General features: G+C 73.0%; 25 protein-coding genes and 1 tRNA gene. 10 read left to right on the top strand and 16 right to left on the bottom strand.

What is annotated here, in order from left to right; translation table 11 throughout:
* Positions 1–8: 8 nt before the first annotated feature.
* Positions 9–1,265, bottom strand: coding sequence for an exo-beta-N-acetylmuramidase NamZ domain-containing protein (locus ACGF3J_RS33550; protein WP_393855528.1), 1,257 nt, complete (start codon positions 1,263–1,265; stop codon positions 9–11).
* A 171-nt stretch (positions 1,266–1,436) separates the two neighbouring features.
* Between ACGF3J_RS33550 and ACGF3J_RS33545 the strand changes: the two genes are divergently transcribed.
* The 3 genes from ACGF3J_RS33545 to ACGF3J_RS33535 are packed head-to-tail and all read left to right on the top strand — an operon-like array spanning position 1,437 to position 4,503.
* Positions 1,437–2,207, top strand: coding sequence for an SDR family oxidoreductase (locus ACGF3J_RS33545; protein WP_161330991.1), 771 nt, complete (start codon positions 1,437–1,439; stop codon positions 2,205–2,207).
* Positions 2,204–3,874 (top strand): class I adenylate-forming enzyme family protein, encoded by a 1,671-nt coding sequence (locus tag ACGF3J_RS33540; RefSeq protein WP_161330986.1) that lies wholly within the window; start codon positions 2,204–2,206, stop codon positions 3,872–3,874. Before ACGF3J_RS33545 ends, ACGF3J_RS33540 begins: the two co-directional genes overlap by 4 nt.
* 35 nt (positions 3,875–3,909) lie before the next feature.
* Entirely contained in the window at positions 3,910–4,503 is a 594-nt protein-coding gene (locus ACGF3J_RS33535; protein WP_125495057.1) for a TetR/AcrR family transcriptional regulator, read from the top strand.
* Positions 4,504–4,555: 52 nt separating this feature from the next.
* Here the strand turns inward: ACGF3J_RS33535 and ACGF3J_RS33530 are convergent, their stop codons facing one another.
* The 6 genes from ACGF3J_RS33530 to ACGF3J_RS33505 form a co-directional block, all read right to left on the bottom strand.
* Complete coding sequence (locus ACGF3J_RS33530) at positions 4,556–5,770, bottom strand: acyl-CoA dehydrogenase (RefSeq protein WP_161330987.1); 1,215 nt, start codon at positions 5,768–5,770, stop codon at positions 4,556–4,558.
* 6 nt (positions 5,771–5,776) lie between these two features.
* The gene (locus tag ACGF3J_RS33525; protein ID WP_161330988.1) at positions 5,777–6,802 is read right to left on the bottom strand and encodes a phosphotransferase family protein; all 1,026 of its coding nucleotides are present in this window, start codon (positions 6,800–6,802) and stop codon (positions 5,777–5,779) included.
* Between the two features lie 92 nt (positions 6,803–6,894).
* Entirely contained in the window at positions 6,895–7,206 is a 312-nt protein-coding gene (locus ACGF3J_RS33520) for a DUF202 domain-containing protein (protein WP_161330989.1), read from the bottom strand.
* Between the two features lie 3 nt (positions 7,207–7,209).
* A complete protein-coding gene (locus tag ACGF3J_RS33515) occupies positions 7,210–7,602 on the bottom strand; it encodes a DUF202 domain-containing protein (RefSeq protein WP_161330990.1) in 393 nt (130 codons plus the stop codon).
* Positions 7,603–7,767: 165 nt separating this feature from the next.
* The gene (locus ACGF3J_RS33510; protein ID WP_161330049.1) at positions 7,768–8,301 is read right to left on the bottom strand and encodes an NUDIX hydrolase; all 534 of its coding nucleotides are present in this window, start codon (positions 8,299–8,301) and stop codon (positions 7,768–7,770) included.
* 24 nt (positions 8,302–8,325) lie between these two features.
* Complete coding sequence (locus ACGF3J_RS33505) at positions 8,326–9,219, bottom strand: DMT family transporter (protein WP_161330051.1); 894 nt, start codon at positions 9,217–9,219, stop codon at positions 8,326–8,328.
* A 254-nt stretch (positions 9,220–9,473) separates the two neighbouring features.
* On the opposite strand from ACGF3J_RS33505, the gene ACGF3J_RS33500 reads away from it, so the two are divergent.
* A complete protein-coding gene (locus ACGF3J_RS33500; protein WP_161330053.1) occupies positions 9,474–10,424 on the top strand; it encodes a hypothetical protein in 951 nt (316 codons plus the stop codon).
* A 39-nt stretch (positions 10,425–10,463) separates the two neighbouring features.
* Positions 10,464–12,002, top strand: a complete 1,539-nt coding sequence (locus tag ACGF3J_RS33495) for an APC family permease (protein ID WP_161330055.1) — start codon at positions 10,464–10,466, stop codon at positions 12,000–12,002.
* 24 nt (positions 12,003–12,026) lie between these two features.
* On the opposite strand, the gene ACGF3J_RS33490 is transcribed toward ACGF3J_RS33495, so the two are convergent.
* From ACGF3J_RS33490 to ACGF3J_RS33475, 4 genes are read right to left on the bottom strand one after another with little or no spacing between them, the layout of a single operon-like run.
* On the bottom strand, positions 12,027–13,067 hold the full coding sequence (locus tag ACGF3J_RS33490; protein WP_393855541.1) for an L-idonate 5-dehydrogenase: 1,041 nt from the start codon (positions 13,065–13,067) through the stop codon (positions 12,027–12,029).
* Between the two features lie 17 nt (positions 13,068–13,084).
* Complete coding sequence (locus ACGF3J_RS33485) at positions 13,085–13,846, bottom strand: SDR family oxidoreductase (RefSeq protein WP_161330016.1); 762 nt, start codon at positions 13,844–13,846, stop codon at positions 13,085–13,087.
* Positions 13,847–13,886: 40 nt separating this feature from the next.
* On the bottom strand, positions 13,887–15,284 hold the full coding sequence (locus tag ACGF3J_RS33480) for a GntP family permease (protein WP_122617345.1): 1,398 nt from the start codon (positions 15,282–15,284) through the stop codon (positions 13,887–13,889).
* 46 nt (positions 15,285–15,330) lie between these two features.
* On the bottom strand, positions 15,331–15,858 hold the full coding sequence (locus ACGF3J_RS33475) for a gluconokinase (protein WP_125492600.1): 528 nt from the start codon (positions 15,856–15,858) through the stop codon (positions 15,331–15,333).
* Between the two features lie 137 nt (positions 15,859–15,995).
* Here ACGF3J_RS33475 and ACGF3J_RS33470 point away from each other — a divergent pair, with 137 nt between their 5' ends.
* Positions 15,996–16,697: a FadR/GntR family transcriptional regulator gene (locus tag ACGF3J_RS33470; RefSeq protein WP_122617343.1), complete on the top strand. Its 702-nt coding sequence runs from the start codon at positions 15,996–15,998 to the stop codon at positions 16,695–16,697.
* Positions 16,698–16,711: 14 nt separating this feature from the next.
* Here the strand turns inward: ACGF3J_RS33470 and ACGF3J_RS33465 are convergent, their stop codons facing one another.
* Together ACGF3J_RS33465 and ACGF3J_RS33460 are read right to left on the bottom strand one after the other, a co-directional pair.
* Positions 16,712–17,083 carry a YchJ family protein gene (locus ACGF3J_RS33465; protein ID WP_202558438.1) on the bottom strand — a complete coding sequence of 124 codons (372 nt, stop codon included), beginning with the start codon at positions 17,081–17,083 and terminating at the stop codon, positions 16,712–16,714.
* Between the two features lie 53 nt (positions 17,084–17,136).
* Positions 17,137–17,224 (bottom strand) — tRNA-Leu (locus ACGF3J_RS33460).
* A 164-nt stretch (positions 17,225–17,388) separates the two neighbouring features.
* Between ACGF3J_RS33460 and ACGF3J_RS33455 the strand changes: the two genes are divergently transcribed.
* The 3 genes from ACGF3J_RS33455 to ACGF3J_RS33445 all read left to right on the top strand — a co-directional run bounded on the left by ACGF3J_RS33455 (position 17,389) and on the right by ACGF3J_RS33445 (position 20,269).
* Positions 17,389–18,714, top strand: coding sequence for a M20/M25/M40 family metallo-hydrolase (locus tag ACGF3J_RS33455; RefSeq protein WP_125492608.1), 1,326 nt, complete (start codon positions 17,389–17,391; stop codon positions 18,712–18,714).
* A gap of 170 nt (positions 18,715–18,884) precedes the next feature.
* Positions 18,885–19,118 carry a chaplin ChpH gene (chpH, locus tag ACGF3J_RS33450; RefSeq protein WP_064727063.1) on the top strand — a complete coding sequence of 78 codons (234 nt, stop codon included), beginning with the start codon at positions 18,885–18,887 and terminating at the stop codon, positions 19,116–19,118.
* Between the two features lie 170 nt (positions 19,119–19,288).
* Complete coding sequence (locus ACGF3J_RS33445) at positions 19,289–20,269, top strand: chaplin (RefSeq protein ID WP_393855527.1); 981 nt, start codon at positions 19,289–19,291, stop codon at positions 20,267–20,269.
* A 56-nt stretch (positions 20,270–20,325) separates the two neighbouring features.
* On the opposite strand, the gene ACGF3J_RS33440 is transcribed toward ACGF3J_RS33445, so the two are convergent.
* Positions 20,326–20,514, bottom strand: coding sequence for a DUF5703 family protein (locus ACGF3J_RS33440; RefSeq protein WP_122617339.1), 189 nt, complete (start codon positions 20,512–20,514; stop codon positions 20,326–20,328).
* Between the two features lie 47 nt (positions 20,515–20,561).
* Here ACGF3J_RS33440 and ACGF3J_RS33435 point away from each other — a divergent pair, with 47 nt between their 5' ends.
* Positions 20,562–21,341, top strand: a complete 780-nt coding sequence (locus ACGF3J_RS33435) for a hypothetical protein (protein WP_161330011.1) — start codon at positions 20,562–20,564, stop codon at positions 21,339–21,341.
* A 42-nt stretch (positions 21,342–21,383) separates the two neighbouring features.
* Here ACGF3J_RS33435 and ACGF3J_RS33430 read toward each other — a convergent pair whose 3' ends face one another.
* Together ACGF3J_RS33430 and ACGF3J_RS33425 are read right to left on the bottom strand one after the other, a co-directional pair.
* Positions 21,384–23,564 (bottom strand): helix-hairpin-helix domain-containing protein, encoded by a 2,181-nt coding sequence (locus ACGF3J_RS33430; protein WP_393855526.1) that lies wholly within the window; start codon positions 23,562–23,564, stop codon positions 21,384–21,386.
* Positions 23,561–24,547 carry an aldo/keto reductase gene (locus tag ACGF3J_RS33425; protein WP_161331589.1) on the bottom strand — a complete coding sequence of 329 codons (987 nt, stop codon included), beginning with the start codon at positions 24,545–24,547 and terminating at the stop codon, positions 23,561–23,563. The genes ACGF3J_RS33430 and ACGF3J_RS33425 overlap by 4 nt, the downstream gene beginning before the upstream one ends.
* Between the last annotated feature and the right edge of the window lie 96 nt (positions 24,548–24,643).

Genomic DNA, 24,643 nt, shown 5'->3' with positions numbered 1-24,643 from the left:
TCCCCGGCTCAGCGGTAGATCAGGTACTGGCGGCGCGTCCTGCGGAACGCCGCCAGTTCCCTCTCCCAGCCCTCCACCACCTCGTCGGTGTCCGCGCCCGCGTCGATCATCGTGCGCACCCGCGTGGACCCGGTGAGCTTGTCGATCCAGTTGTCCGGCCGCCAGGCGAAACCGTCCCAGGTCCGCCTGGCGGTCACCAGGAGCGCGATTCCGGTGCGCACCGGGTCGAAGGCCTCCCGGTCGTGCACGTGCAGCTGGACGCCCCCGACGGTCTTCCCCTGGAACTTGGAGAAGGTCGGCGCGAAGTACGCCTCCCGGAAGCGCACGCCGGGCAGGTCCAGTTCGTTGACGGCGGCGGCCCAGCCGCCGTCGATCCCCTCGGCACCGAGCAGTTCGAACGGGCGGGTGCTGCCGCGCCCCTCCGACAGGTTGGTGCCCTCGAACAGGCAGGTGCCCGAGTAGACCAGGGCCGTCTCGGGTGTCGGCATGTTCGGGCTCGGCGGCACCCACGGCAGCCCCGAGGCGTCGTAGAACTCCGAGCGCCGCCAGCCCGTCATGGTCACCGTCTCCAGCGGGACCGGCGAGGGCAGGAACTCGTGGTTGAAGAGGTGAGCCAGCTCGGCCACCGTCATGCCGTGCGCCTGCGAGATCGGCCGGCGGCCGACGAAGGTGGCGAACTCCTTGTGCAGGACCGGGCCGAGCGCCGCCCGCCCGGTCACCGGGTTGGGCCGGTCCAGTACGACGAAGCGCTTCCCCGCGAGCCGCGCGGCCTCCATGCAGTCGAACAGCGTCCAGATGTACGTGTAGAAGCGCGCGCCGGCGTCCTGGATGTCGAAGACCACGGTGTCCACGCCGGACGCCGTGAAGACGTCCGCGAGCGGCTGCCCGCTCTTGAGGTACGTGTCGTAGACCGGCAGCCCGGTCGCCGGGTCGTCGTAGCGGCCCTCGGAGCCGCCCGCCTGCGCGGTGCCGCGGAATCCGTGCTCGGGGCCGAAGACGGCGGTGAGGTTCACCCGGTCGTCGGCGTGCATGACGTCGACGATGTGGCGGACGTCCCGGGTGATGCCGGTCGGATTGGTGACCACGCCGGCCTTCTGGCCCTCGAGCACGGCGTAGCCGTCGTCGGCGAGGCGCTCGAAGCCCGTGCGCAGCCGGCGGCCGCCGTGGCCCCCGGGCGCCGCCTGGGCCGGGCCGGCGGCCGCCGCCGTGGTGCCGGCCGCCACCGCGGCCGTCGTGGCGAGCAGATTCCGTCTGGACAGCGTCATGCGGTGACCTCCGTGATCGCGGCGGGTGTCATGCGCACGCACGCTAACCCGCACCTCGGGTCGCACGGAATGGAGTAGACCGCGCTTCGCCCCTTCCGTCGTACATACCGACTGGTTAGTCTGGCGCTGCAACGGGAGTCAGCAGTGCCCGAGCCGCGTCGAAGGAGACCGATCGTGGAAGCCGTGCAGGATGCCGGAGTCGTCGTCACCGGGGCTGGAGGCGGTATCGGCGCCGCGCTGGCCCGCCGCTTCGCCGCCGAGGGCGCCCGCGTCGTCGTCAACGACCTCGACGCCGACCGGGCCAGGGCCGTGGCCGACGAGATCGGCGGCATCGCGGTGCCCGGAGACGCCTCCGCGATCGTCGGCGAGGCCCGTGCGGCGCTGGGCGGCACGGTCGACGTGTACTGCGCCAACGCGGGCGTCGGCTCCGGAGGGACCGAGGCGGCCGAGGAGGCCGTCTGGGCGCTCGCCTGGGACGTCAACGTGATGGCCCACGTCCGCGCGGCCCACGAACTGATCCCGGACTGGCTGGAACGCGGCAGCGGCCGCTTCGTCTCCACCGTGTCGGCCGCCGGACTGCTCACCATGATCGGCGCCGCCCCCTACAGCGTCACCAAGCACGGCGCCCACGCCTTCGCCGAGTGGCTGTCCCTGACGTACCGCCACCGCGGGATCAAGGTCCACGCCATCTGTCCGCAGGGCGTGCGCACCGACATGCTCACCGCGAGCGGCAGCGCGGGCGAACTGGTGCTCCGGCCCACCGCGATCGAGCCGCAGGACGTGGCCGACGCCCTCTTCAAGGGCATCGAGGAGGACCGCTTCCTGATCCTGCCGCACCCGGAGGTCGCCGAGTACTACCGGGCCCGCGCCGCCGAACCCGACCGCTGGCTGCACGGCATGAACCGGCTCCAGCGGCAGTGGGAGGAGGGGAACGCCCGATGACCGGCTCCCCTTACGCCGCCAAGCCCTGGCTCGACCTGCTGACCGACGCCCAGAAGGCCCCGCTCGACCCCGATGCCTCCCTGGTGCACGCCCTGCGCCGGGTCGCCGCCGAGACCCCCGACCGCGTCTTCCTCGCCTACTTCGACGGCCGCCTCACCTACCGCGAGGCCGACCGGCTGAGCGACTCCGTCGCCGGGCACCTCGCCGCGCGCGGCCTCGAGCCCGGCGACCGGGTGGCGGTCGTGCTGCAGAACTCCCCGCACTTCGTGCTCGCCGTCCTGGGCGCCTGGAAGGCGGGCGCGGTCGTGGTGCCGGTCAACCCGATGTACAAGTCGGGGGAGGTCGGCCACGTCCTGCGGGACGCCGGGGTGGCCGCGCTGGTCTGCTCCGACCGGGCCTGGGAGTCGTACCTGCGCGACACGGCGTCCGGCTCGCCGGTGCGGATCGTGCTCACGGCGTGCGAGCTGGACTTCCAGACCCGCGGTGACGCGCGCGTGCTGACCTTCGAACGGCTGCCGGACGCCGACGACGCCGACGACCTCACGGCCGCCGCCCGCGCCGGCCACCCGGTGCCCGAGGGACGCGACCCGGCGCCGGACGGCACCGCGCTCATCAGCTACACCTCGGGCACCAGCGGCACCCCCAAGGGCGCCACCAACACCCACCGCAACATCATGTACAACGCCGAACGCCAGCGCACCGGGCTCGGCCTGCCCGACGCCCCGGTCTACTTCGCGCTGGCGCCGCTGTTCCACATCACCGGCATGGTCTGCGAGTTCGGCGCCTGCCTGAACAGCGCGGGCACGCTGGTGCTGGCGTACCGTTTCGAGCCGGGCGTCGTGCTGGACGCGTTCGCCGAGCACCGGCCGCACTACACGGTCGGCCCGTCCACCGCCTTCATGGCGCTGGCCGCCCAGCCGTCCGTCACCCGCGACCACTTCGCCTCCTTCGTCAACATCTCCTCCGGCGGCGCCCCGCTGCCGCCGGCCCTGGTGGAGAAGTTCCGCGCGGGCTTCGGGCCGTACATCCGCAACGGCTACGGACTCACCGAGTGCACCGCGCCGTGCGCCTCGGTCCCGCCGCACCTGGAGGCCCCGGTGGACCCCGCCTCCGGGACCCTCGCGGTCGGCGTGCCGGGCCCCGAGACCGTCGTCCGCATCGTCGACGAGCTGGGCGCCGAGGTGCCCCTCGGGGAGCAGGGCGAGATCGTCGTCGGCGGGCCGCAGGTCGTCCCCGGCTACTGGCGGCGCCCGGACGCCACCGCCGAGACCTTCCCCGGCGGCGAGCTGCGCACCGGCGACATCGGCTTCATGGACGCCCAGGGGTGGCTCTACGTCGTCGACCGCAAGAAGGACATGATCAACGCCTCCGGGTTCAAGGTCTGGCCGCGCGAGGTGGAGGACGTGCTCTACACCCATCCGGCGGTGCGCGAGGCCGCCGTCGTCGGCGTGCCCGACGGGTACCGGGGGGAGACGGTCAAGGCGTACATCAGCCTCCGTCCGGGTGCCGACACGGCCCCGGACGCACTCGCCGCGTACTGCGAGGAGAGACTGGCCGCCTACAAATACCCGCGTCAGGTGGAGATCCTGCCCGACCTGCCGAAGACGGCGAGTGGGAAGATCCTCCGTCGGGAACTGCGTTCCCGTAGGCACGACGACGGACAGTGAAGACGGACAGTTGAACGGAAAGGCAGGTGACGGCAGTGCCCAGGACCACGGACGGGGACGGCACTCCGGTGCCGCAGCGGCTCCTGGCCGCCGCCACCCGGCTCTTCGCGGAGCAGGGCTACGACCGCACCTCGGTACAGGAGATCGTGGAGGCGGCGGGCGTCACCAAGGGAGCGCTGTACCACTACTTCGGCTCCAAGGACGACCTCCTGCACGAGGTCTACGCGCGCGTGCTGCGCCTCCAGCAGGAGCGCCTCGACGCCTTCGCGGAGTCCGACGAGCCGGTCGAGAAGCGGGTGCGGGACGCGGCGGCCGACGTCGTCGTCACCACCATCGACAACCTCGACGACGCGTCGATCTTCTTCCGCTCCATGCACCAGCTGAGCCCCGAGAAGAACAAGCAGGTGCGGGCCGAGCGGCGCCGCTACCACGAGCGCTTCCGCGCGCTCATCGAGGAGGGCCAGCGGGCCGGGGTCTTCACCAAGGAGACCCCGGCGGACCTGGTGGTGGACTACCACTTCGGCTCCGTCCACCACCTGTCCACCTGGTACCGCCCCGACGGCCCACTGGGCCCGCAGGAGGTCGCCGACCACCTCGCCGACCTGCTGCTGCGGGCACTGCGCCCGTGAGGTGACGGCCCCCGGGGTCTCCGGGGGCGCCTCCTCGCCCGGTCGGCCTCGCTCAGAGGTACTTCTTGATCTCCCGGCGGGCCAGCGAACGCTGGTGCACCTCGTCCGGCCCGTCGGCGATCATCAGCGTCCTGGCGCCCGCGTACAGCTCCGCCAGCGGGAAGTCCTGGCTCACGCCGCCCGCGCCGTGCAACTGGATGGCCCGGTCGAGGATGCCGACCACCGCGCGCGGCGTGGCGATCTTGATGGCCTGGATCTCCGTGTGCGCGCCCCGGTTACCGACGGTGTCCATCAGCCAGGCGGTCTTCAGCACCAGCAGCCGCAACTGCTCGACGGTGACCCGGGCGTCGGCGATCCAGTTGTGGACCACGCCCTGCTGGGCCAGCGCCTTGCCGAACGCCTCGCGGGACACCGCGCGGCGGCACATCAGCTCGATCGCGCGCTCGGCCATCCCGATGAGCCGCATGCAGTGGTGGATGCGGCCGGGGCCGAGGCGGGCCTGGGCGATGGCGAAGCCGCCGCCCTCCTCACCGATCAGGTTCGACACCGGCACGCGCGCGTGGTCGAAGGTCACCTCGGCGTGGCCGCCGTGGTAGTGGTCCTCGTAGCCGAAGACCTGCATGGCCCGGTCGACCCTCACCCCGGGCGTGTCGCGCGGGACCAGGACCATGGACTGCTGGCGGCGGATGTCCGCGCCGTCCGGGTCGGTCTTGCCCATCACGATGAGGATCTGGCAGTCCGGGTTCATCGCCCCGGAGATGTACCACTTGCGGCCCGTGATGACGTATTCGTCGCCGTCCCGCTCGATGTGCGTGGTGATGTTCGTGGCGTCCGAGGAGGCCACGTCCGGCTCGGTCATCGCGAACGCGGAACGGATCTCGCCGGCCAGCAGCGGCTGGAGCCACTGCTTCTTCTGCGCCTCGTCGGCGAACTGGGCGAGCACCTCCATGTTCCCGGTGTCCGGGGCCGCGCAGTTGGTCGCCGTGGGCGCCAGCTGCGGGCTGCGTCCGGTGATCTCGGCGAGCGGGGCGTACTGGAGGTTGGTCAGGCCCGCGCCGTACTCGGCGTCGGGCAGGAAGAGGTTCCACAGCCCCTGGCGGCGGGCCTCGGCCTTCAGGTCCTCCACGACCTGCGGGGTGTCCCAGGGGGAGGCGAGGCGGGCGCGCTGCTCGTGGGCGACCTGCTCGGCGGGGTACACGTGCTCGTCCATGAAGGCGAGCAGCCTGGCGCGGAGTTCCTCGGTGCGTGCGTCGTAGGCGAAGTCCATGGCGGGTCAGCCCTTCTGAAGGGTGGTCAGGCCGTGCTCGATGAAGACGGGGACGAGGTCGCCGATGCGATCGAAGCCGGGGCCGACCGTGCGGCCCAGCGTGTAGCGGTAGTGGATGCCCTCCAGGATCACGGCGAGCTTGAACCACGCGAACGCCGTGTACCAGGCGACGGCACCCACGTCGCGGCCCGAGCGGTCGGCGTACCGCTGGACCAGCTCGGCCGGGGCGGGGTGGCCGGGGGCCTGGGCCGTGGTGGAGACGGGGGAGTCCGGCATGCCGAGCGGGCTGCTGTACATCACCAGCAGGCCGAGGTCGGTGAGCGGGTCGCCGAGGGTCGACATCTCCCAGTCGAGGATCGCGTTGATCTCGTCGTTCTCGCCGCCGATCAGGACGTTGTCCAGGCGGTAGTCGCCGTGGACGACCGTCGCGGCGGGGGAGCGGGGGAGTTCCCGGCCGAGCGTGGCGTGCAGTTCGTCGATGCCGGTCAGGTCGCGGTTGCGCGAGGCGTCGAGCTGCTTGGCCCAGCGGCGGAGCTGGCGGTCCAGGAACCCCTCCGGGCGGCCGAAGTCCCCGAGGCCGACCTCGGCGGGGTCCACCGCGTGCAGCTCGACGAGGGTGTCGACGAGGTTCAGCACGGCGGCGCGGGTGCGCTCGGGGCCGAGCGGGGCGAGCTGGTCGGCGGTGCGGTACGGCGTGCCCTCGACGAACTCCATGACGTAGAAGGGCGCCCCGACGACGTCGTCGTCCTCGCAGAGGAGCAGGGGGCGGGGGACCGGCACGTTCGTGGGGTGCAGGGCGCTGATGACGCGGTGCTCGCGCTTCATGTCGTGCGCGGTGGCGAGGACGTGGCCGAGCGGGGGGCGTCTGACGACCCAGCGGGCGGTGCCGTCCGTGACGGCGTAGGTGAGGTTCGAGCGTCCGCCCTCGATCAGCCGGCCGGACAGCGGGCCGGTCACCAGGCCGGGCCGCTCGCGGTCGAGCAGCTCGCGCAACCGGTCGAGATCGAGTCCGGGCGGGTGGTCGGGGGTCATCGGCGCTCCCTGGGGCAGGTGAACAGTACGCGTCTCATGATGCCGACCGGTCGGTATGCCGTCCAGTGGGCGGGCGGAACGTGATCGGTGCCTCAGCGGACGAGGAGCGCGCCGCAGACGGCGACGGCGACCGTGCACAGGGCCGCCGCCGTCGCGTGCGACGGGGTGAGGGGCCGGGGGCGGTGCGTCGAGGCGAGGGTGGCGATGCGGCCGTGGGCAATACGGAGGAAGGCCAGCCACAGGACGCAGCACAGGGTGGCGGCCAGGACGGACGCGGGCGTCGCGCCGCCGTTCAGCGCGGTCTTCGCGGCGAGTACGGCGACGACGGTGCCGGAGAGGGTGGTGCGGCGCCAGGCCAGCCGGGTGCGCTCGGGCTGGAGTCCGGGGTCGCGGTCCGTGGTCACCGGTCAGCCCTCCCAGCCGACGAGGACCACGACGACCATGGCCACGGCGACGACCGCGACGACCAGGCTGAGCAGGGCCGGGAAGCGGGAGACGGGGAGGTCCTCGCCGCGGCGCATGGCGCGTTCGCAGCGCACCCAGTGGTTCACCGCGCGCAGCGAGCACAGCGCACCGGCGGCGAGCAGCGCGAGCGCGAGGCCGACGCGCCAGCTCCCGTGGAGGTCGGGCAGGAACTGGTCCACCGCGAAACCGCCGCCGATCAGGGCCATGGCGGTGCGCAGCCAGGCCAGGAAGGTGCGTTCGTTCGCGAGCGAGAAGCGGTAGTCGGGCGTACGCCCCTCTTCCTTGACCTCCTCGGGCGCGAACCAGAGCCGGGCGTTCCGCACGAATTCGATCACGTGGGGACTTTATCTGCCGGGGTGCCTGCGGCGGCCCGCACGGGTGGGACGCGGCTCTCCCCTCTCTCCTCCCGGCTGCGGGCAGTCGTGGGTGGGCGCAGCGGCACCCGGCCGGCGCCGGCCCGCGTCACCCACCCCCGCGCCCGCACCCACGCCGGGTGCCGGTCAAGGTGCCGTCGGCTCGCCCCCGTGGCCCCGCCGGGCCCGCAGCCGCGCGTACGCCGACAATCCGTCCGGCACCCACTCCCACTCCCCGAGCCGTCGCTCCAGCTCCGCCTCCGGCAGGAACCCGTGCCAGGCCACCTCCTCCACCTGCGGTGCGACCGGGCCCTCGCAGCGCACCTCGTACACCGCCGACCACCAGGTCCGCCCGGCGCCGTCGTCGTACAGGAACTTGAAGAGGAACTCCGGGCGCGGCAGCCCGGTGACCCCCAGTTCCTCCTCCGCCTCCCGCAGCGCCGCGTCGTCATAGGACTCGCCCGCGCCCACCACCCCGCCGACGAACATGTCGTACCGGGAGGGGAACACCAGCTTCGTCGCCGTGCGCCGGTGGACGAAGACCCGGCCCTCCGCGTCCGCGGCCCACACGAACACGCAGCGGTGGCGCAGCCCGCGTGCGTACGCGTCGCCCCGCCGGGCCTCTCCGACGACGTGGTCGTTCTCGTCGACGATGTCGAGGATCTCGTCAGCAGCGCTCATGCCGACCATCCAAGCAGCGGCGGGTCAGCGCCGCTGCAGGGCCCGTTCGCGCCCGCTGTCGCCCGTCCCCTGCGGCATCGCCGGGTGCATGCCCAGCAGCACGATGCCGGCCACCACGGACGCGAGGCCGCACGCCTCCCACGCCAGCGCCGCGGTGTCGGTGCGCAGCCGGTCGCCGAGGAAGCCGACCCCGCAGGCGATGCCCGCGAGCGGCTGGGCGGCCGTCAGCGCGGGCAGCGACCTGCGCAGCGGCGCGGTCTCGAAGGCGCTCTGGACCAGTACCAGGCCGGTGACGCCGAGGACCACGACCACGTACGGCTGCCAGCCCGTCAGCAGTTCCGCGAGGCCGCCCGCGGAGAAGCGGCGTCCGCTGACCCGCGTCAGCGCGTCCTGCACTCCGTAGAGCAGCCCGGCGGCCAGGGCCAGCAGGGTCGGGCCCCAGGTCAGCCGGAAGCGTGCGGCGCACGCCGTGAGCACGAGGGCCACTCCCAGCATCACGCCGATGATCAGCCAGTGCCGCAGCGGGTCGCTCACCGCGCTGCCGCCGCGCGGCTCGCCCGCCAGGATGAACGCCGTCACCCCGCCCGCGAGCAGCGTCAGGCCGGCCCAGCCCTGCGGGCCCAGCGGCTGCCGGGTCTGGAGGCGCGACAGCGCGAGGGCGAAGAGGAGGTTGGTCGCCAGCAGGGGTTCGACGAGGGTGAGTTCGCCGCCGCCCAGCGCGATCGCGCCCAGCACCATGCCGGCCACCATCAGCCCCATGCCCGCCAGCCAGCGAGGTACCCGGACCAGGTCGAGCAGCAGACGGGGCGAGAGGAAGTCGCCCAGCGGAGCGCGCTGCGCGGCGTTCTGCTGGAGGACGAAACCGAAGCCCAGGCAGCACGCGGCGCTCACGGCGAGAACCAGAACCAGAACCGACACGCTGCGTACCTCGATCGTCAGTCGGGTCACGGGTGCGTCGGGGCCGACTCTAGTGTCGGCGGCGGCCGGTCGCCGGGCGAGTGCGGCATTCGGGGTGGGGTCCGGTCAAGTCGCCCTGCCCTCACCTGAGTTGACGCGTGTAACGAACGGAATCCTCTTGACGTCAAGCCTTGGCGGCCGGTTTGCTGTGCGTGATCAGTCCATGGCAGTCCGGCTACGACGACCCCCCGCGTCGCGTGAGGAAGTTTCCCGCGGTGTCCCCACCCCCGCCTCCGCTCGGCCGCGGCCGCAGACGCGCGGCCCCGGCGTTCGACGAGGCCCTCGACGACGCCGAACTCGTAGCCGTCCGAACGGCGTTGGCCCAGGGGCGCTGGCAGTCCGCCCGGTCCCTGCTGGTCCACACGGGTGACGACTGGGACCGCCGGGGCCATCGGGTCGCCGTCCTCGCCAAGGAGCCCTACTGCGCCCCCTGGGCCCGTGAGTGGCTGCTCGCCGAACCCGACTCCGCCGACGCGTCGGTGCTGCTCGCCCTCGCCCTGGTCCATCGCGCCCTGCGGGGCAAGGAGAAGGCCGCCCGGGCCCGGGACGCCTGCCGGGACGCCGCCGCGCTCGTGCCCGGCGACCCCACGCCCTGGCTCGGGCTCCTCATGCTGGAACGCTCGCTGGGCGCCGAGGAGGACGTCGTCCGGGTCTTCGACGAGGTCCGCGTGCGGTACGCCGACCACCACCACGCCCACCACCTGATGGTCGCCCGACTCGCCGAGCGCGGCGGCGACGGCGGCCCCGACCCGCTGCACGAGGTGTACGACTTCGCCAACTGGGCCGCCGAGCAGGCCCCCGCCGACTCCCCGCTGGCGATCCTCCCGGTCGTCGCGCACGCCGAGCGCTACCGCGTGCTCGCCGTCGCCGGGCACGAGCCCACCGACCCGCGCGCCGCCGGCCACTGGGTGGGGCGCCGCGCCCGCCTGGTGATGAAGGCGGCCTTCGACTGGTGGCTCGAGTGGGAACAGGACGACCATCCGCGCCGGCTGATCGACCTCAACTTCCTCGCCCACGCGAAGTGCTGTGAGGGCCGGGGCGCCGAAGCCGCGGCGCTGTTCCACCGCATCGGCGAGCACGTCACGCCCGCCCCCTGGTCGTATCCCGACCGCGACCCGTTACCCGCCTTCCGCGCGGCCCGCGCGAGCGCGCTCGGTACGGCCTGACCACCCCCCCCCCCGCAGAAGAGAGAAGGACGTCCCCCGATGACCACGGGCAGTTCGAGCACGCGCAGAACCGCGAACGGTGGCGCCATCAGCACCTTCAAGGGCGAGGAGCGCGCGCTGCGCGCCGACCGGCTGGGCACGGGCGGGCTGCTGCTGTCCGTGCTCGCCGCCACGGCCCCGCTGATGGTGGTCGCGGGCGTCATGCCCACCACCTTCGCCGTGATGGGCATCGTGGGGCAGCCGCTGCTCTTCGTGCTGCTCGGCGTGGTGCTGATCCTCTTCAGCGTCGGGTACGCCGAGATGAGCCGGCACGTCCACAACGCGGGCGCCTTCTACGCGTACATCTCCCGCGGCCTCGGCGGCACCGCCGGCGCGGGTGCCGCCCTGGTCGCGCTGGTCGCCTACAACGCGCTCCAGGTCGGCATCTACGGCATCTTCGGCTTCGAGGTCTCCGGGCTCCTGGCCACCTACGCCGACCTGGACGTCGCCTGGTGGATCCCGGCGCTGCTGGCCGTGCTCGCGGTGGGCACGCTGGGCTGGCTGAAGATCGACGTCAACGCGCGCGTCCTGGGCGTGCTGCTGCTCATCGAAGTGGTCCTGGTGGTCGTCTTCGACATCGCCGCCGTCGCCGACCCGGGACCGCAGGGGCTCTCGCTGCACGCCTTCAACCCGGACACCCTGACCGGCGCGGGGGTCGGCACCGCCCTGTGCTTCTGCATCGCCGCCTTCCTCGGCTTCGAGCAGGCACCCGTGTACGCCGAGGAGACCAGCCGGCCGCACGTACTGGTCCCGCGTGTCATGTTCCTGGCGGTCGGCGGGGTCGCCGTCTTCTTCGCGCTCAGCAGCTGGGCGCTGACCGTCGCCACCGGGCCGGACAGGATCGTCGGTACCGCCCAGGAGCAGAGCGCCGGGCTGCTCTTCTTCCTGACCGAGTCGCGGCTCGGCTCCACCTTCACCGACGTGCTGCACGTGCTCTTCGTGACCGGCATGTTCGCCGCCCTGCTCAGCTTCCACAACGTCGTCGCCCGGTACGCGTTCGCGATGGGCCGCGAAGGACTGCTGCCCGCCGCCTTCGGGCGGACCAGCGGCTCCAGCGGCGCCCCGGGCACCGGCTCGCTGCTCCAGACCGCCGTGTCCCTCGTCGTCGTGGCCGGGTTCGCCCTCGCCGACGACAAGCCGAACGGCGACCCCACCCAGCCCGTGCTGCACCTGTTCACCTGGGGCGGCAACATCGGCGCCCTCGGCGTGATCCTGCTGATGGCCACCGCCTCGTTCTCCGTGGTGGCCTTCTTCGTACGCCGCGGAGCCGCCCGCGCCCAGGGCGTGCGGCTGGCCACCTCCGCCGTCGCGGGCGTCGCCCTGCTGGTGATCGCCGGGTACACGGTCAAGGACTTCGACGTCCTGGTCGGCGCCGGCCCCGGCTCCGCCCTGAGCTGGGTGCTGCCCGGCATCATCGGCCTCGCGGCCGTCGCCGGAGTGGTGCAGGGACTGCTGCTGCGCTCACGGGCGCCCGAGCGGCACGCCCGCATCGGGCAGGGCAACGAGGCGTTCCAGCTGGACAAGGCGGCGTCGTCCTGATCCGGGGGAGGGCGTCCCGGGGCCTCAGAGCGCCGGGTCGGTCCCGAAGTCGATGAGCACCTTGCAGGACCGGCTCCGGTCCGCGGCCAGTTCGAACGCCGACTCCGCGTCGCGCACCGGGACCACCGCGCCGACCAGCGCGTCGAACGCGGGCTCGGCGGCGAGCAGGTCCAGCGCCGCGTCGAACTCACCGTCGAAGCGGAAGGCCCCGCGCAGCTCGATCTCCCGGCTCACCACCAGGTTGCCCGCGAAAGGGCTCCGGCCCGGCGGCAGCATGCCGAGCTGGACGACCACCCCGCCGCGCCGGACCAGCCGCAGACAGGCGTCAAGGCCCGCAGCCACCCCGGACGCCTCGATCGCCGCGTCCGCCTCGGCCGGCCACCCGGCGTCGTCCGGATCGTCGGCCCGTACCAGCACGTCGGCGCCCGCGGCCCGCGCGTACTTCAGGGCCGCCGGCAGCAGGTCCGACACCGTCACGCGGGCCGCGCCCGCCGCCTTGGCCGCCGCGACCACCAGGCAACCGATGGGCCCGGCGCCGGTGACCAGGACGTGCCGGCCGGTCAGGTCCCCGGCCCGCCCCGCGGCGTGCAGGGCGACGGCGAGGGGTTCGGCGAGCGCGGCGCGCCGGGGGTCGAGGCCGGACGGAAGGGCCCGGAGCTGGGCGGCCGGGACGGCGATCCGGGACGCGAAGCCGCCCTGCACGTGCGGGAAGCGGGCCGCGCTGCCCAGATAACGGGTGTCCCGGCATACATTGCGCCGCCCGTCCACGCACTCCGGGCACACCCCGCACGGGGTCGCCGGGTGCACGGCGACGGGCGTACCGATGCCGGGGCCCGGCGTGCCGGGGGAGCCGTACGCCACCACGGTGCCGACGACCTCGTGCCCGAGCAGCATCGGCTCGCGCAGCCGGAAGTCGCCGACCCCGCCGTGTCGCCAGTAGTGCAGATCGGAGCCGCAGACGCCGCCGTAGTCCACGGCGACCAGCGCCTCGCCCGGACCGGGGCGGGGGACCGGCAGTTCCTCGACCCGGAGGTCACCGGCGCCGTGGATCACACAACCCCGCACGGCGGCCTCCCCGGCGTTCACAGCACGCTCGTCATGCCGCCGTCGACGTACAGCACCTGTCCGCCGACGAAGTCCGCGGCGGGCGAGGCGAGGAACAGCAGCCCGCCCACCAGGTCCTCCGTGGTGCCCCAGCGCCCGGCAGGCGTGCGCCCGCGCACCCAGGTGCTGAACTCCTCGTCCTCGACCAGGGGCCGGGTCAGCTCGGTCTCGATGTAGCCGGGACCGAGCCCGTTGACCTGGACCCCGCGCGGGCCCCAGTCGGCGCACATGCCCTTGGTGAGCATCTTCAGCGCGCCCTTGGTGGCCGCGTAGGGCGCGATGCCCGGGCGGACCACCTCGCTCTGCAACGAGCAGATGTTGACGATCTTGCCGCGGCCGCGTTCCGTCATCCGGCGCGCGGCCTCCCGGCCCACCAGGAAGGCGCTGGTGAGGTTGGTGTCCAGGATGCGGTGCCAGTCGGCGTCCGCGAACTCCAGGAGCGGCGCCCGCAGCTGCATGCCCGCGTTGTTCACCAGGATGTCGAGCGGACCCACCCGCTCCTCGACCTCCGCGATCCCGGCGGCCACGGACGGGCCGTCGGTCACGTCGAAGGCGGCCGTGTGCACGTCGCCCGGGAGGCCCGCGGCCGCCTCGGTGAGGCGTGCGCCGTCGCGCCCGTTGAGGACCACGCGGCAGCCCGCCTCGGCCAGGCCCCGGGCCAGGGCCAGCCCGAGGCCCCGGCTGGAGCCGGTCACCAGGGCCGTGCGCCCGCCGATGTCGAAGAGGGGGTGAGCGGTCATCTCGTACTCCTGCCTTCCGGCCTGCCGGTGTCCCGTGCGCCTAGATGACCAGGGACAACAGCAGGACCAGGGCTCCGGCGACCACGGAGATGATCGTCTCCATGACGGACCAGGTCTTGATGGTCTGGCCGACGCTCAGCCCGAAGTACTCCTTCACCAGCCAGAAGCCGGCGTCGTTGACGTGGCTGAAGAAGAGCGAGCCGGCGCCGATGGCGAGGACCAGCAGGGCGGCGTGCGTGGTCGACATGTCCGCCGCGAGCGGCGCGACCAGACCGGCCGCCGAGACCGTCGCCACCGTCGCCGAACCGGTCGCCAGCCGGATCGCCACCGCGATCAGCCAGGCCAGCAGCAGCGCCGGGATCGACCAGTCCTTGGAGATCTCCAGGATCATCTGGCCCACGCCGGAGTCGATCAGCGTCTGCTTGAAGCCGCCGCCCGCGCCGACGATGAGCAGGATGCCGGCGATGGGCGCCAGGCCCTTCTCGACCAGGCCCGACAGCCGGTCCTTGCCGAACCCGGCGGGCCGCAGCAGCGTGAAGATACCGACGATCACGGAGACCAGCAGGGCGATCAGCGGGTTGCCGATGACGTCGAAGGTGCGCTGCACCAGGTTCTCCGGGTCGTCGACGATGATGTCGACGAGCGCCTTGAGCAGCATCAGCACGACCGGCAGCAGGATCGTGGCCAGCGTCGCGCCGAAGCCCGGGCGCTTCTCCAGGTCCTCGGAGGCGCGGGTCGGGATCATCCGGTCGGGAGCGGGCACGTCCACCCAGCGGGCGGCGTACTTGGAGAACACAGGACCGGCGATGATCACCGTCGGGACGGCGATCAGCACGCCCAGCGCGAGGGTCACGCCGAGGTTGGCGCCGAGCGCGTCGATGGCGACCAGCGGGCCGGGGTGCGGCGGGACCAGGCCGTGCATCACGGAGAGACCGGCGAGGGCCGGGATGCCGATCCGCATCAGCGAGTAGTTGCCGCGCTTGGCGACCATCAGCACGACCGGGATCAGCAGCACGATGCCGACCTCGAAGAAGAGCGGCAGTCCGATGACCGAGGCGATCAGCACCATCGTCCACGGCATCGAGCGAGGCGTCGCCCTGGCGAGGATGGTGTCCACGATCTGGTCGGCACCACCGGAGTCGGCGAGCATCTTGCCGAGGATCGCGCCGAGGGCGATCAGCACGCCGACGCCCGCGACGGTGGAGCCGAGCCCGGCGGTGAAGCTGGTGATGACCTTGTCCAGCGGCGCACCGGCGAACGCGCCGAGCGCCAGTGACCCGATGGTCAGCGACAGGAAGGCATGCAGCTTGAACTTGGTGATGAGCAGCACGATGACGGCGATGCCGAGGAGCACGGCGATGCCCAGCTGGGCGTGGCCGGCCGAGGTGATCGGCTCGACGGTGTCCGCTGCCAGCATCTCGACGCTGAGTCTGGTCACGGTGGGATCCTTGCGGTGATGGGGGTTCGGGGGACGGTGCGGGGGGTTACTGGACCGGCTCGGGCAGGTCGCCCAGGGCGCTCGCCGCGCGTTCGGCGATCTCCTCGGGCGTACCGGCGACGTCCACCGCGACCCCGGCCTCGTCCGACTGGAGCGGCTGGAGGGTGGCGAACTGGGAGTCGAGCAGGGCCGTCGGCATGAAGTGGCCCTGCCGGTGCGCCATCCGGTCCTCGATCAGCTCACGGCTGCCCGTGAGATGCACGAAGACGACACCGGGAGCGGCGTCTCGCAGCCGGTCGCGGTACGACCGCTTGAGCGCCGAACTGCTCACCACCCCGCCGAGTCCCGCACGCCCGTGGGCCCAGTCGCCGATGGCGTCCAGCCACGGCCAGCGGTCCTCGTCCGTCAGGGGGGTGCCGGCCGTCATCTTGGCGATGTTGGCCGGCGGGTGGAAGTCGTCGCCCTCGGCGTAGGGGACGCCGAGCCGGGCCGCGAGCAGGGGGCCGATGGTGGTCTTCCCGGTGCCCGCTACGCCCATGACCACGACGACATGGGGGGTGTGCAGTCGCTGCATCGCACTCTCGCTGTCTGCTGTCTTCGTCGACACGTGATGTCGACGTAACTGAAACCCATTAGGTACGACTAATTCAAGAGCCTGTGACATATAAGTCTGACTTTTTGTTCGCGTGACTTGCCCCGTACGCTGAGTGCATGAGCACACCGGGCCGGGGGCTGCACGGCCGCGTACTGGACACCCTCGGTCCCGCGATCACAGCGGGCGAATACCCCGCGGGCAGCGTTCTGCGCACGGACGAACTCGCGCAGCGCTTCGAGGTGTCGCGCTCCGTGATGCGCGAGGCCGTCCGGGTCCTGGAGTCCATGCACCTCGTCGAGTCGCGCCGCCGCGTGGGCGTCACCGTCCTGCCCGAGTGCGAGTGGAACGTCTACGACCCGCAGGTCATCCGCTGGCGCCTGGCCGGTGCCGAACGCCCCCGGCAGTTGCGCTCACTGACCGTGCTGAGGTCGGCGGTCGAGCCGGTCGCGGCGGGCCTGACGGCACGGCTCGCCACGCCGGAGCAGTGCGCCGAGCTGACCGAGTGCGCGCTCGGCATGGTCGCCAACTCGCGCGGCCACCGGCTGGAGGAGTACCTCTTCCACGACGTGGCCTTCCACCGGGTCATCCTCACCGCCTCGGGCAACGAGATGTTCGCCCGCCTCGGCGGCGTCGTCGCGGAGGTCCTGGCCGGCCGCACCCACCACGACGTGATGTTCGAGGACCCCGACCCGGCCGCCGTCACCCTGCACGTCCAGGTCGCCGAGGCGGTACGGGCCCGGGACGCCGAGCGCGCCGAGCGGCTGACCCGGGAGATCACCGTCGGCGCGCTGCAGGAACTGGACATCCTGGCACCCTGAGCGCCGGGCGGGCGTCAGTCGAGGAACTCACCGTCCACGTAGACCCATGCCCCGTCCACCCGCTCGAAGCGGCTCCGCTCGTGCAGTGAGCCGCCGCGGTGGGAGGCGCGGAAGGTGACCGTTCCGGTGGTGTGGAAGGCGGACCCGCCCGTCGAGTCCAGGATCTCCAGGCCGGTCCACCGCGTCCCCGGGTCCAGGTCCAGGCGCGCGGGCCGGGTCCTCGGATGCCAGGTCCGCAGCAGATACCCGGCGTCGCCCTTCACGAAGGCGCTGTAGCGCGAGCGCATCAGGGCCTCGGCGGTCGGGGCGGCGGCCCCGGCGTGGAAACGCCCGCAGCACTTCTCGTACGTCTCGGACCGCCCGCAGGGGCAGGAAGGGGTGGTCATGGCGACCACTGTAGGGGAAAAGCAGAAAACCCCTGCTCAGCAGGGGTTTCAGCTGGTGTCCGAGGGGGGACTTGAACCCCCACGCCCGATAAAGGGCACTAGCACCTCAAGCTAGCGCGTCTGCCATTCCGCCACCCGGACAAGGTGTCTGCCGCGCGGGGCGTTGCCCGCGGCGACGACGTAAACATTACCAGGCTTTCGGGGGTGGCCGATCACCCCCCTTCTTGGGCACGGGCGTCCGGAGAGAGAGGATGAGAGCGACCCACCAGCAGGGACCCACCAGCAGTGACAGCGGGAGGAACCACGTGAGCGACTCGGGCACGGCCAGGAGCGTCACCGGCGAGGACGAGGTCGTCGACCTCTGCCGCGAGCTGATCCGGATCGACACCAGCAACTACGGCGACCACTCGGGGCCGGGCGAGCGCAAGGCCGCCGAGTACGTCGCGGAGAAGCTCGCGGAGGTGGGACTCGAACCGCGGATCTTCGAATCCCACCCCGGGCGGGCCTCCACCGTGGCCCGGATCGAGGGCGAGGACCCGTCCCGGCCCGCGCTGCTCATCCACGGCCACACCGACGTCGTCCCGGCCAACGCGGACGACTGGACCCACCACCCCTTCTCCGGCGAGGTCGCCGACGGCTGCGTGTGGGGCCGCGGCGCCGTCGACATGAAGGACATGGACGCGATGACCCTCGCGGTCGTCCGCGACCGGCTGCGCAGCGGACGCAAGCCGCCGCGCGACATCGTGCTGGCCTTCCTCGCCGACGAGGAGGCCGGCGGCACCTACGGCGCCCGGCACCTGGTCGACAACCACCCCGACCTCTTCGAGGGCGTCACCGAGGCGATCAGCGAGGTGGGCGGCTTCTCCTTCACCGTGAGCGAGCAGCGCCGCCTCTACCTGATCCAGACGGCCGAGAAGGGCATGCACTGGATGAAGCTGACCGTGGCCGGCACCGCCGGCCACGGGTCGATGATCCACCGCGACAACGCGATCACCGAGCTGTCGGAGGCCGTCGCGCGCCTCGGCCGGCACCAGTTCCCGATCCGCGTGACCAAGACGACCCGGGCGTTCCTCGACGAACTCGGCGACGCGATGGGCATCGAACTCGACGCGGACGACATGGAGGCCACGCTCGCCAGGCTCGGCGGCATCGCCAAGCTCATCGGCGCGACCCTGCGCAACACCGCCAACCCCACGCAGCTGGGGGCCGGCTACAAGGTCAACGTCATTCCGGGCGCGGCCACCGCGCACGTCGACGGGCGGTTCCTGCCCGGGCACGAGGAGGAGTTCCTCGCCGACCTCGACCGGATCCTCGGACCGAAGGTGCTGCGCGAGGACGTGCACGCCGACAAGGCGGTGGAGACGACCTTCGACGGGGCGCTCGTCGAGGCGATGCAGTCCGCGCTGGTGGCCGAGGACCCGGCCGCGAAGGCGATCCCCTACATGCTCTCCGGCGGCACGGACGCCAAGTCCTTCGACGACCTGGGCATCCGGGGGTTCGGCTTCGCGCCGCTCAAGCTGCCGCCGGAGCTGGACTTCGCGGGCATGTTCCACGGGGTGGACGAGCGGGTGCCGGTGGAGGGACTGCAGTTCGGCGTGCGGGTGCTCGACCGCTTCATCGACGCCTCCTGAACCGCGCCCCTCGGGTCGACGGGCTCCGCACGCGCAGGTATTCGGCCGCGCGTGCGGACGTCGACCGGGACGGGTGAATGCGCTCATAAGCTCGTAGCCTCATTACTTCCTCCTCGTTACAGGTGATGCGATCAGCAAGCTGGGATCGCGTTTTCCAACTAGGAGGAACAATGCTCAAGAAGGTCGTCGCCGCCGCGGCAGCCACCGGTGGTCTGGTTCTGGCGGGCGCGGGCATGGCCGTCGCCGACTCCGGTGCGCAGGGTGCCGCCGTGCACTCGCCCGGTGTCCTTTCCGGCAACGTCGTCCAGGTTCCCGTGCACGTCCCGGTGAACGTCTGCGGCAACACGATTTCCGTGATCGGTCTGCTGAACCCCGCCTTCGGCAACGCCTGCGTCAACAAGTGACGTTGCGCCTCGCCCCATGAGGGTCTGAGTCCGTCGGCCCCGGAGCGCACGCCATGCGCTCCGGGGCCGACGGACTTCTGACCGGCCCTCGAGGCGGGGGAACGACGGCAACGCCGGAATTCCCGGCATTCTCAGGACCACGGGACTAGGGCAAGGCAGGAATCCAGGAAATGCGACAGGTCACCCGCAAGGGCCTGATGACGATGGCGGCGGCCACCGGTGTGATCGCCGCCGCGGGCGGCGCCGCCCACGCCGACTCGGGGGCGCACGGCTCGAGTTCGGGTTCGCCCGGCGTACTGTCCGGCAACACCGTGCAGGTGCCGGTGCACGTTCCGGTCAACGTGTGCGGCAACACGGTCGACGTCGTCGGCGTGCTCAATCCGGCGATGGGCAACGCGTGCGCCAACCGGGGCGGCGGCGCCTCCGGGGGCTCGGGCGGATACGGCGACTCCGGCGACCGGGGCGGCTCGCGCGGGGGCTCGCACGCCGACGGTCACGCCACCGACTCGCCGGGCGTCGCGTCCGGCAACCACATCGAGGCGCCGGTGCACGTTCCGGTGCACGTGTGCGGCAACAGCGTCGACGTGGTCGGTGTCCTCAACCCGGCCACCGGCAACGACTGCGGCAACGGCGGCGGCGACCACAAGACGCCCCCCGGTGACCCGGGTGACCCGGGTAATCCTGGCGACCCGGGTGACCCCGGTGACCCCGGTGACCCCGGTGACCCCGGTAATCCTGGTGACCCTGGCGACCCGGGTAATCCCGGTGACCCCGGTGACCCGGGCGACCCCGGTGACCCGGGCGACCCCGGTGACCCGGGCGACCCCGGTGACCCGGGCGACCCCGGTGACCCGGGCGACCCCGGTAATCCTGGCGACCCGGGTGATCCCGGTGACCCGGGCGACCCCGAGAACCCGGACACCCCGGACGACCCGCCGGGCTCGGACGGCCCCGACGGTCCGGACGGCGGGACCCCGGGCGACGCCCCGGACGGGGACGGTTCCGGCACCCGGGACGCCGCACAGCCGCACGGCGACGCCCGCCTCGCCGAGACCGGCAGCGGCCTGCCGCTGGGCCTCACCCTGCCGGTGGGCGCGGGAGCCCTGCTCGCGGGCACGGTGCTCTACCGCAAGGCGCGCGCCTCGGCGTGACCCGTGCGGTGCGGTACGCGGAGCGGGCCCCGCGTCGGCGGGGCCCGCTCCGCGGCTCACCAGGTGGCGCGTACCTGGCGGATGATCCGCCGCCGCAGCCGCACCTTGCGGCTGCCGTCGCGCAACAGCGTCAGGCGGTACAACTCCCAGTGTCCGTACTCGGCGTGTTCCGTCAGCAGGCGTGTCGTCTCCTTGCGGGTCACCCCGCGCGGAACGTACACATCGACAAATTCGTATTCCGGCATCGAATCTATTGTGCGGGCTGGGGCCCGGTACGGATAGCGTCTGCACTATGTCTGATGCTGCGCAGCCCACCGCTGCCGAGGTACGCGCCGCCGCCGAGGCCGTCAAGACCGCGCTCGACCGCCACCTGGCCGCGGTCGAACGCCGGTCGGGGGAGGACGACCCGGCCGTCTACGACGCGTTCAACCAGCTGGCCGCGGCCGCGGAGGCGTACGACGAACTGCTCTACGACCGGTACGACGAGGTCACTCCCTTCGAGATCCCCGGCGCCGAGGACTCGATGCCGCCGTACACGGGCCCCGAGGAGCCCAGCGCGCTCAGCGTGCTGATCCGCCGCGACTACTCGGTGGCCGAGCCGCAGCGTCTGATGGCTCAGGCCAGGCGGGTCGAGGCGGCGGACGAGGAGGGCGTGGGCGCGGAGGCCTCCGGCACGGTCCACGGGGCGCTGGGCCTGCTGTTCGGCGAGTTCGAACCGGACGAGATCGCCTCCCGGCACAAGGAGTTCGGCCTTGAGGAGGGCGACTCCACGCTCTGGGTGACGGCCGCGGACGAGACCGCCGACCCCGGCGAGTGGCTGGAGGCCCCGTTCGACCAGGCCGATCCGCAGCTGGTCGTCTGCCGCTTCGACGTCAGCGCGGTCTTCGACGAGGAGTTCGACGACGGCCTCGACGACGAAGATGAAGATGACGAAGTGGACGCGGACGAGGACGAGGACGAGAGCGGCGACGTCGGTGCGGGGGAGCTGGACGAGGACCTCGACACGGACCTAGACGACGACCTCGGGCCGGACGAGGACACCGAACCGGCGCGTCCGACCGCGGGCCGCTGAGTCACCGGCCCCCGGGAGCGCTCCGGGGGCCGGCGCCCGGGATCAGCCGGCCGCCGGGACCTGCGGCGCGAGCAGCACCGGCAGCCGGGTCGTGCGGGGCCTGGCCGGGATCTCGGCCACGGCGTGGGGCAGCGCCTGCTCCACGCCATGCACCACGGAGAGGTGCCGGGCGGCCCGGCCGAAGGCCGTGTAGACCCAGGGGCGGCTGAGGGCCTGCGCGGCGTCGCCGGGCAGGACCACGACCACCGCGGGCCACCGGCCGCCCACCGCCTGGTGCGCGGTGAGGGCCCACCCGTGCCGCACGGATTTCTCGACCCGGTCCTTGGGGACGACCACGTCCTCGCCCCCGCACGACAGGTGCAGTCCGTCGGCGTCGGCCTTCACCACCCGGCCGGGCAGCGTACGGCCCGGCGCGGGGGAGTAGGCGACACGGTCGCCGGGGTCGAAGCCGCCGAAGCGGCCGGGGCCGGGATTCAGCCGTTCCTTCAGCGCCGCGTTGAGCGCCCGGGTGCCCGCCGCGCCGCCGTGGCCCGGCGTGATCACCTGGGTCTCCTCGGCGGGTACACCGATCGCGCGCGGTACCGAGTCCGCGACGAGCTGGACGGTGCGGTGCACGGCCTCGCCCGCCTCCCGCACCGGCACGATCACGACCTCCTTGCCGGGCGCCTCCACCTGGCCCAGCTCGCCGATGCCGATGCCGGAGACGAGTTCGCCGAGCGGGCCCGGGTCCGGGAGCCGCGAGGCGATCTGCGGGCAGACCCCCGCAGCCAGCAGGTCCGCGAAGATCCGTCCGGGCCCCACCGAGCCGAGCACCGCCGGATCCCCGGCCAGCACCAGCCGGGCCCCGTCCGGCAGTGACTCCGCCAGCAGCGCGCCCGCCTCGACGTCCAGCTGCGGTGCGTCGAGGACTACCAGCAGATCCAGGTCCACCGCACCGTCGGCGTCCCGCCCCGGCCCCTCGGTACCGGCCAGCAACCCGGCCAGGGTGACGACCGCCGGACCCTCCGCTGCCGGGGCGCCCAGCAGCGCGGCGAAGCGGTCACGGCCGAGCGGGCCCGGCGCTGCGGCCCAGGCACGCAGCCCCAGGGCGTGCGCGGCGTGCAACAGGGCCGCCGGTTCGGCCAGCGACGCCTCCCCGCCGGTGTGCAGGACCAGCCCGTGGCCCGCGACGGCGCGGATCAGCTCGGCGGCCGACCCCTGCGCCGAGTCGGCGGCCCGCTCCCAGTCCGCGGCCGAACCGTCCTGCTTCGGTGCCGCGTTGACGAGCCGGGCGAGACCGTCGGCCAGGCTCTCCTCGGCGAGCGCGTACCGCTCCAGGCCGATCAGGACGCGGACCGGGCGCTCGTCGGCCCCCTCGTCCTCCTCGCCCGAGCCCTCCGCGCCGCCGGCCGCGCGCTCCGGGTGGGCGCCGGCCTCGTCCAGGGCGTCCTGGAAGGCCAGCGCCTCGCCCTCGGCCAGCGTGCTCTGCACGGCCGCGTCGGGATCCGGCACGCCGCGCTGAGCCAGCGTGGCGGTGAGGCGCGCCAGTTCCAGGGCGGTGTGCCCCGCCAGCGCCGCCTGCTCCAGCAGCCACACGGTGACGGCACGGCCGCGCCGCTCGTCGTCCGGGCCGCACTCCGCGCCCAGCAGTGCGCGGGCGAACCCGTCGGCCTGCTCCGGCCGCACCCCGCCGACCCGGAGCAACTGCCAGGGGTCCGCGCGGAGGGCCTCCTCGGCCCCCTCGCCGAGGACCGCGGCGGTCTCCGGAGCGAGCGCCTCCGGGGCGCCGCCCTCGGCCAGCACGCGCCGGACCGCCTCGACGGTCTCCGGCGGGGGGCCCGCGGGTGCGGCGGACGGCTCGGCGGGCGCGGGCCGGGACGGCCGCACCGGCTCCGGGGCGGGGCGGCGGGCCGGACCGGGGTCGCCGAAGACGGTGGCCGCGGGCTTCTCGCCGCCCTCCACGGCCCGGACGGCGGCCAGCAGATCGGCCGCCGTGCCGCTGAGCTTCCCCCCGGCCTCGATCGGCCCCTGCTTCTCCGCCTTCCGCCGCTCGATCCGCTCCCGCTCGACCCGCTGAGCGGCCAGCTCGGCCTCGGTCTCGGACACCTGCGCCGCCGTGGCGGCCGCGTCGCCCCCCTCCCCGCCGGTCTCGGCGGTGGCGGTGTCCTCGGCACCCGGCGCTCCCGGCCCGGGCTCCACGGTTTCTGCGGTGTCCTCGGAGGCGGGCTCGGGCTCCGTGCTCACAGCGTGCTCCAGTCGTGATCGGGATAGCGGTGCACCGGCGCCGACACGTCGTCGAGCGCCCGGCAGATCTCGTCAGGCAGACTAAGGGCCTCCACTGACAACGCCGCCGTGAGCTGCTGCGCGTTGCGCGGTCCGATGATCGGCGCGACCACACCCGGCCGGTCGCGGATCCAGGCCAGCGCCACCTGGAGCGGGGTCACCGCGAGCCCGTCGGCCGCCGTCGCCACCGCGTCCACGATGTGCCCGGCCGTGTCGTCGAGGTACGGCGCGACGAACGGCGCCAGCTGCTCCGAGGCGCCCCGCGAGTCCGGGGGCGTGGCGTCCTTGCGGTACTTGCCGGTCAGGACCCCCCGGCCCAGCGGCGAGGAGGGCAGCAGGCCGACGCCCATGTCCAGGGCGGCCGGCAGCACCTCACGCTCGACGCCCCGCTGCAGCAGGGAGTACTCCATCTGACTGCTCGCCACCCGGTTCCGTACGCCGGGCGCCGCCAGCTGCCAGGTGGCGGCCTTGGCGAGCTGCCAGCCGCAGAAGTTGGAGACCCCCGCATAACGGGCGCGGCCGCTGCTCACCGCCACGTCCAGCGCGTGCAGCGTCTCCTCCAGCGGGGTGTGCGGGTCGAAGGCGTGCAGGTGCCACACGTCGACGTGGTCGGTGCCGAGGCGGGCGAGCGAGGCGTCCAGCGCGGAGAGCAGATGGCCGCGCGAACCGTCGAAGCGGCGGTCGGGATCGGGCACGCTGCCCGCCTTGGTCGAGATCACCAGGTCCCGGCGCGGCACCAGGCCCTCCATGAGACGGCCGAGCAGGTACTCCGACTCCCCGTCGCCGTACACGTCCGCCGTGTCGACGAGTGTGCCGCCCGCTTCCCAGAAGGTCTTCAAGAGGTCCGCGGCGTCGTGCTCGTCCGTGCCCCGGCCCCAGGTCAGGGTGCCGAGACCGATGCGGGACACGCGCAGGCCGGTGCGGCCGAGATGCCTCTGCTCCATGAACGGCGACATTACTGGCCACGGCTTGCGCTGTGGGGGCCTGTGGACAACCGATTTCCGCGCGCTAAGGTCGGGGCACCAGCGACGTTACTGATG

Source organism: Streptomyces sp. NPDC048171, from assembly GCF_043202655.1.
In the GTDB taxonomy this organism is placed as follows: Bacteria; Actinomycetota; Actinomycetes; order Streptomycetales; family Streptomycetaceae; genus Streptomyces.
Note: the sequence above shows the minus strand (reverse complement) of the source record. Positions and strands in the feature narration are given on the sequence as shown.

Excerpts from the sequence above, each read along its gene's own strand:
- ACGF3J_RS33550 (WP_393855528.1), bottom strand. The coding sequence starts at position 1,265 with ATGACGCTGTCCAGACGGAATCTGCTCGCCACGACGGCCGCGGTGGCG.
- ACGF3J_RS33540 (WP_161330986.1), top strand. The coding sequence starts at position 2,204 with ATGACCGGCTCCCCTTACGCCGCCAAGCCCTGGCTCGACCTGCTGACC.
- ACGF3J_RS33530 (WP_161330987.1), bottom strand. The coding sequence starts at position 5,770 with ATGGACTTCGCCTACGACGCACGCACCGAGGAACTCCGCGCCAGGCTG.
- ACGF3J_RS33525 (WP_161330988.1), bottom strand. The coding sequence starts at position 6,802 with ATGACCCCCGACCACCCGCCCGGACTCGATCTCGACCGGTTGCGCGAG.
- ACGF3J_RS33510 (WP_161330049.1), bottom strand. The coding sequence starts at position 8,301 with ATGAGCGCTGCTGACGAGATCCTCGACATCGTCGACGAGAACGACCAC.
- ACGF3J_RS33495 (WP_161330055.1), top strand. The coding sequence starts at position 10,464 with ATGACCACGGGCAGTTCGAGCACGCGCAGAACCGCGAACGGTGGCGCC.
- ACGF3J_RS33485 (WP_161330016.1), bottom strand. The coding sequence starts at position 13,846 with ATGACCGCTCACCCCCTCTTCGACATCGGCGGGCGCACGGCCCTGGTG.
- ACGF3J_RS33475 (WP_125492600.1), bottom strand. The coding sequence starts at position 15,858 with ATGCAGCGACTGCACACCCCCCATGTCGTCGTGGTCATGGGCGTAGCG.
- ACGF3J_RS33470 (WP_122617343.1), top strand. The coding sequence starts at position 15,996 with ATGAGCACACCGGGCCGGGGGCTGCACGGCCGCGTACTGGACACCCTC.
- ACGF3J_RS33465 (WP_202558438.1), bottom strand. The coding sequence starts at position 17,083 with ATGACCACCCCTTCCTGCCCCTGCGGGCGGTCCGAGACGTACGAGAAG.
- chpH (WP_064727063.1), top strand. The coding sequence starts at position 18,885 with ATGCTCAAGAAGGTCGTCGCCGCCGCGGCAGCCACCGGTGGTCTGGTT.
- ACGF3J_RS33445 (WP_393855527.1), top strand. The coding sequence starts at position 19,289 with ATGCGACAGGTCACCCGCAAGGGCCTGATGACGATGGCGGCGGCCACC.
- ACGF3J_RS33440 (WP_122617339.1), bottom strand. The coding sequence starts at position 20,514 with ATGCCGGAATACGAATTTGTCGATGTGTACGTTCCGCGCGGGGTGACC.
- ACGF3J_RS33435 (WP_161330011.1), top strand. The coding sequence starts at position 20,562 with ATGTCTGATGCTGCGCAGCCCACCGCTGCCGAGGTACGCGCCGCCGCC.
- ACGF3J_RS33425 (WP_161331589.1), bottom strand. The coding sequence starts at position 24,547 with ATGGAGCAGAGGCATCTCGGCCGCACCGGCCTGCGCGTGTCCCGCATC.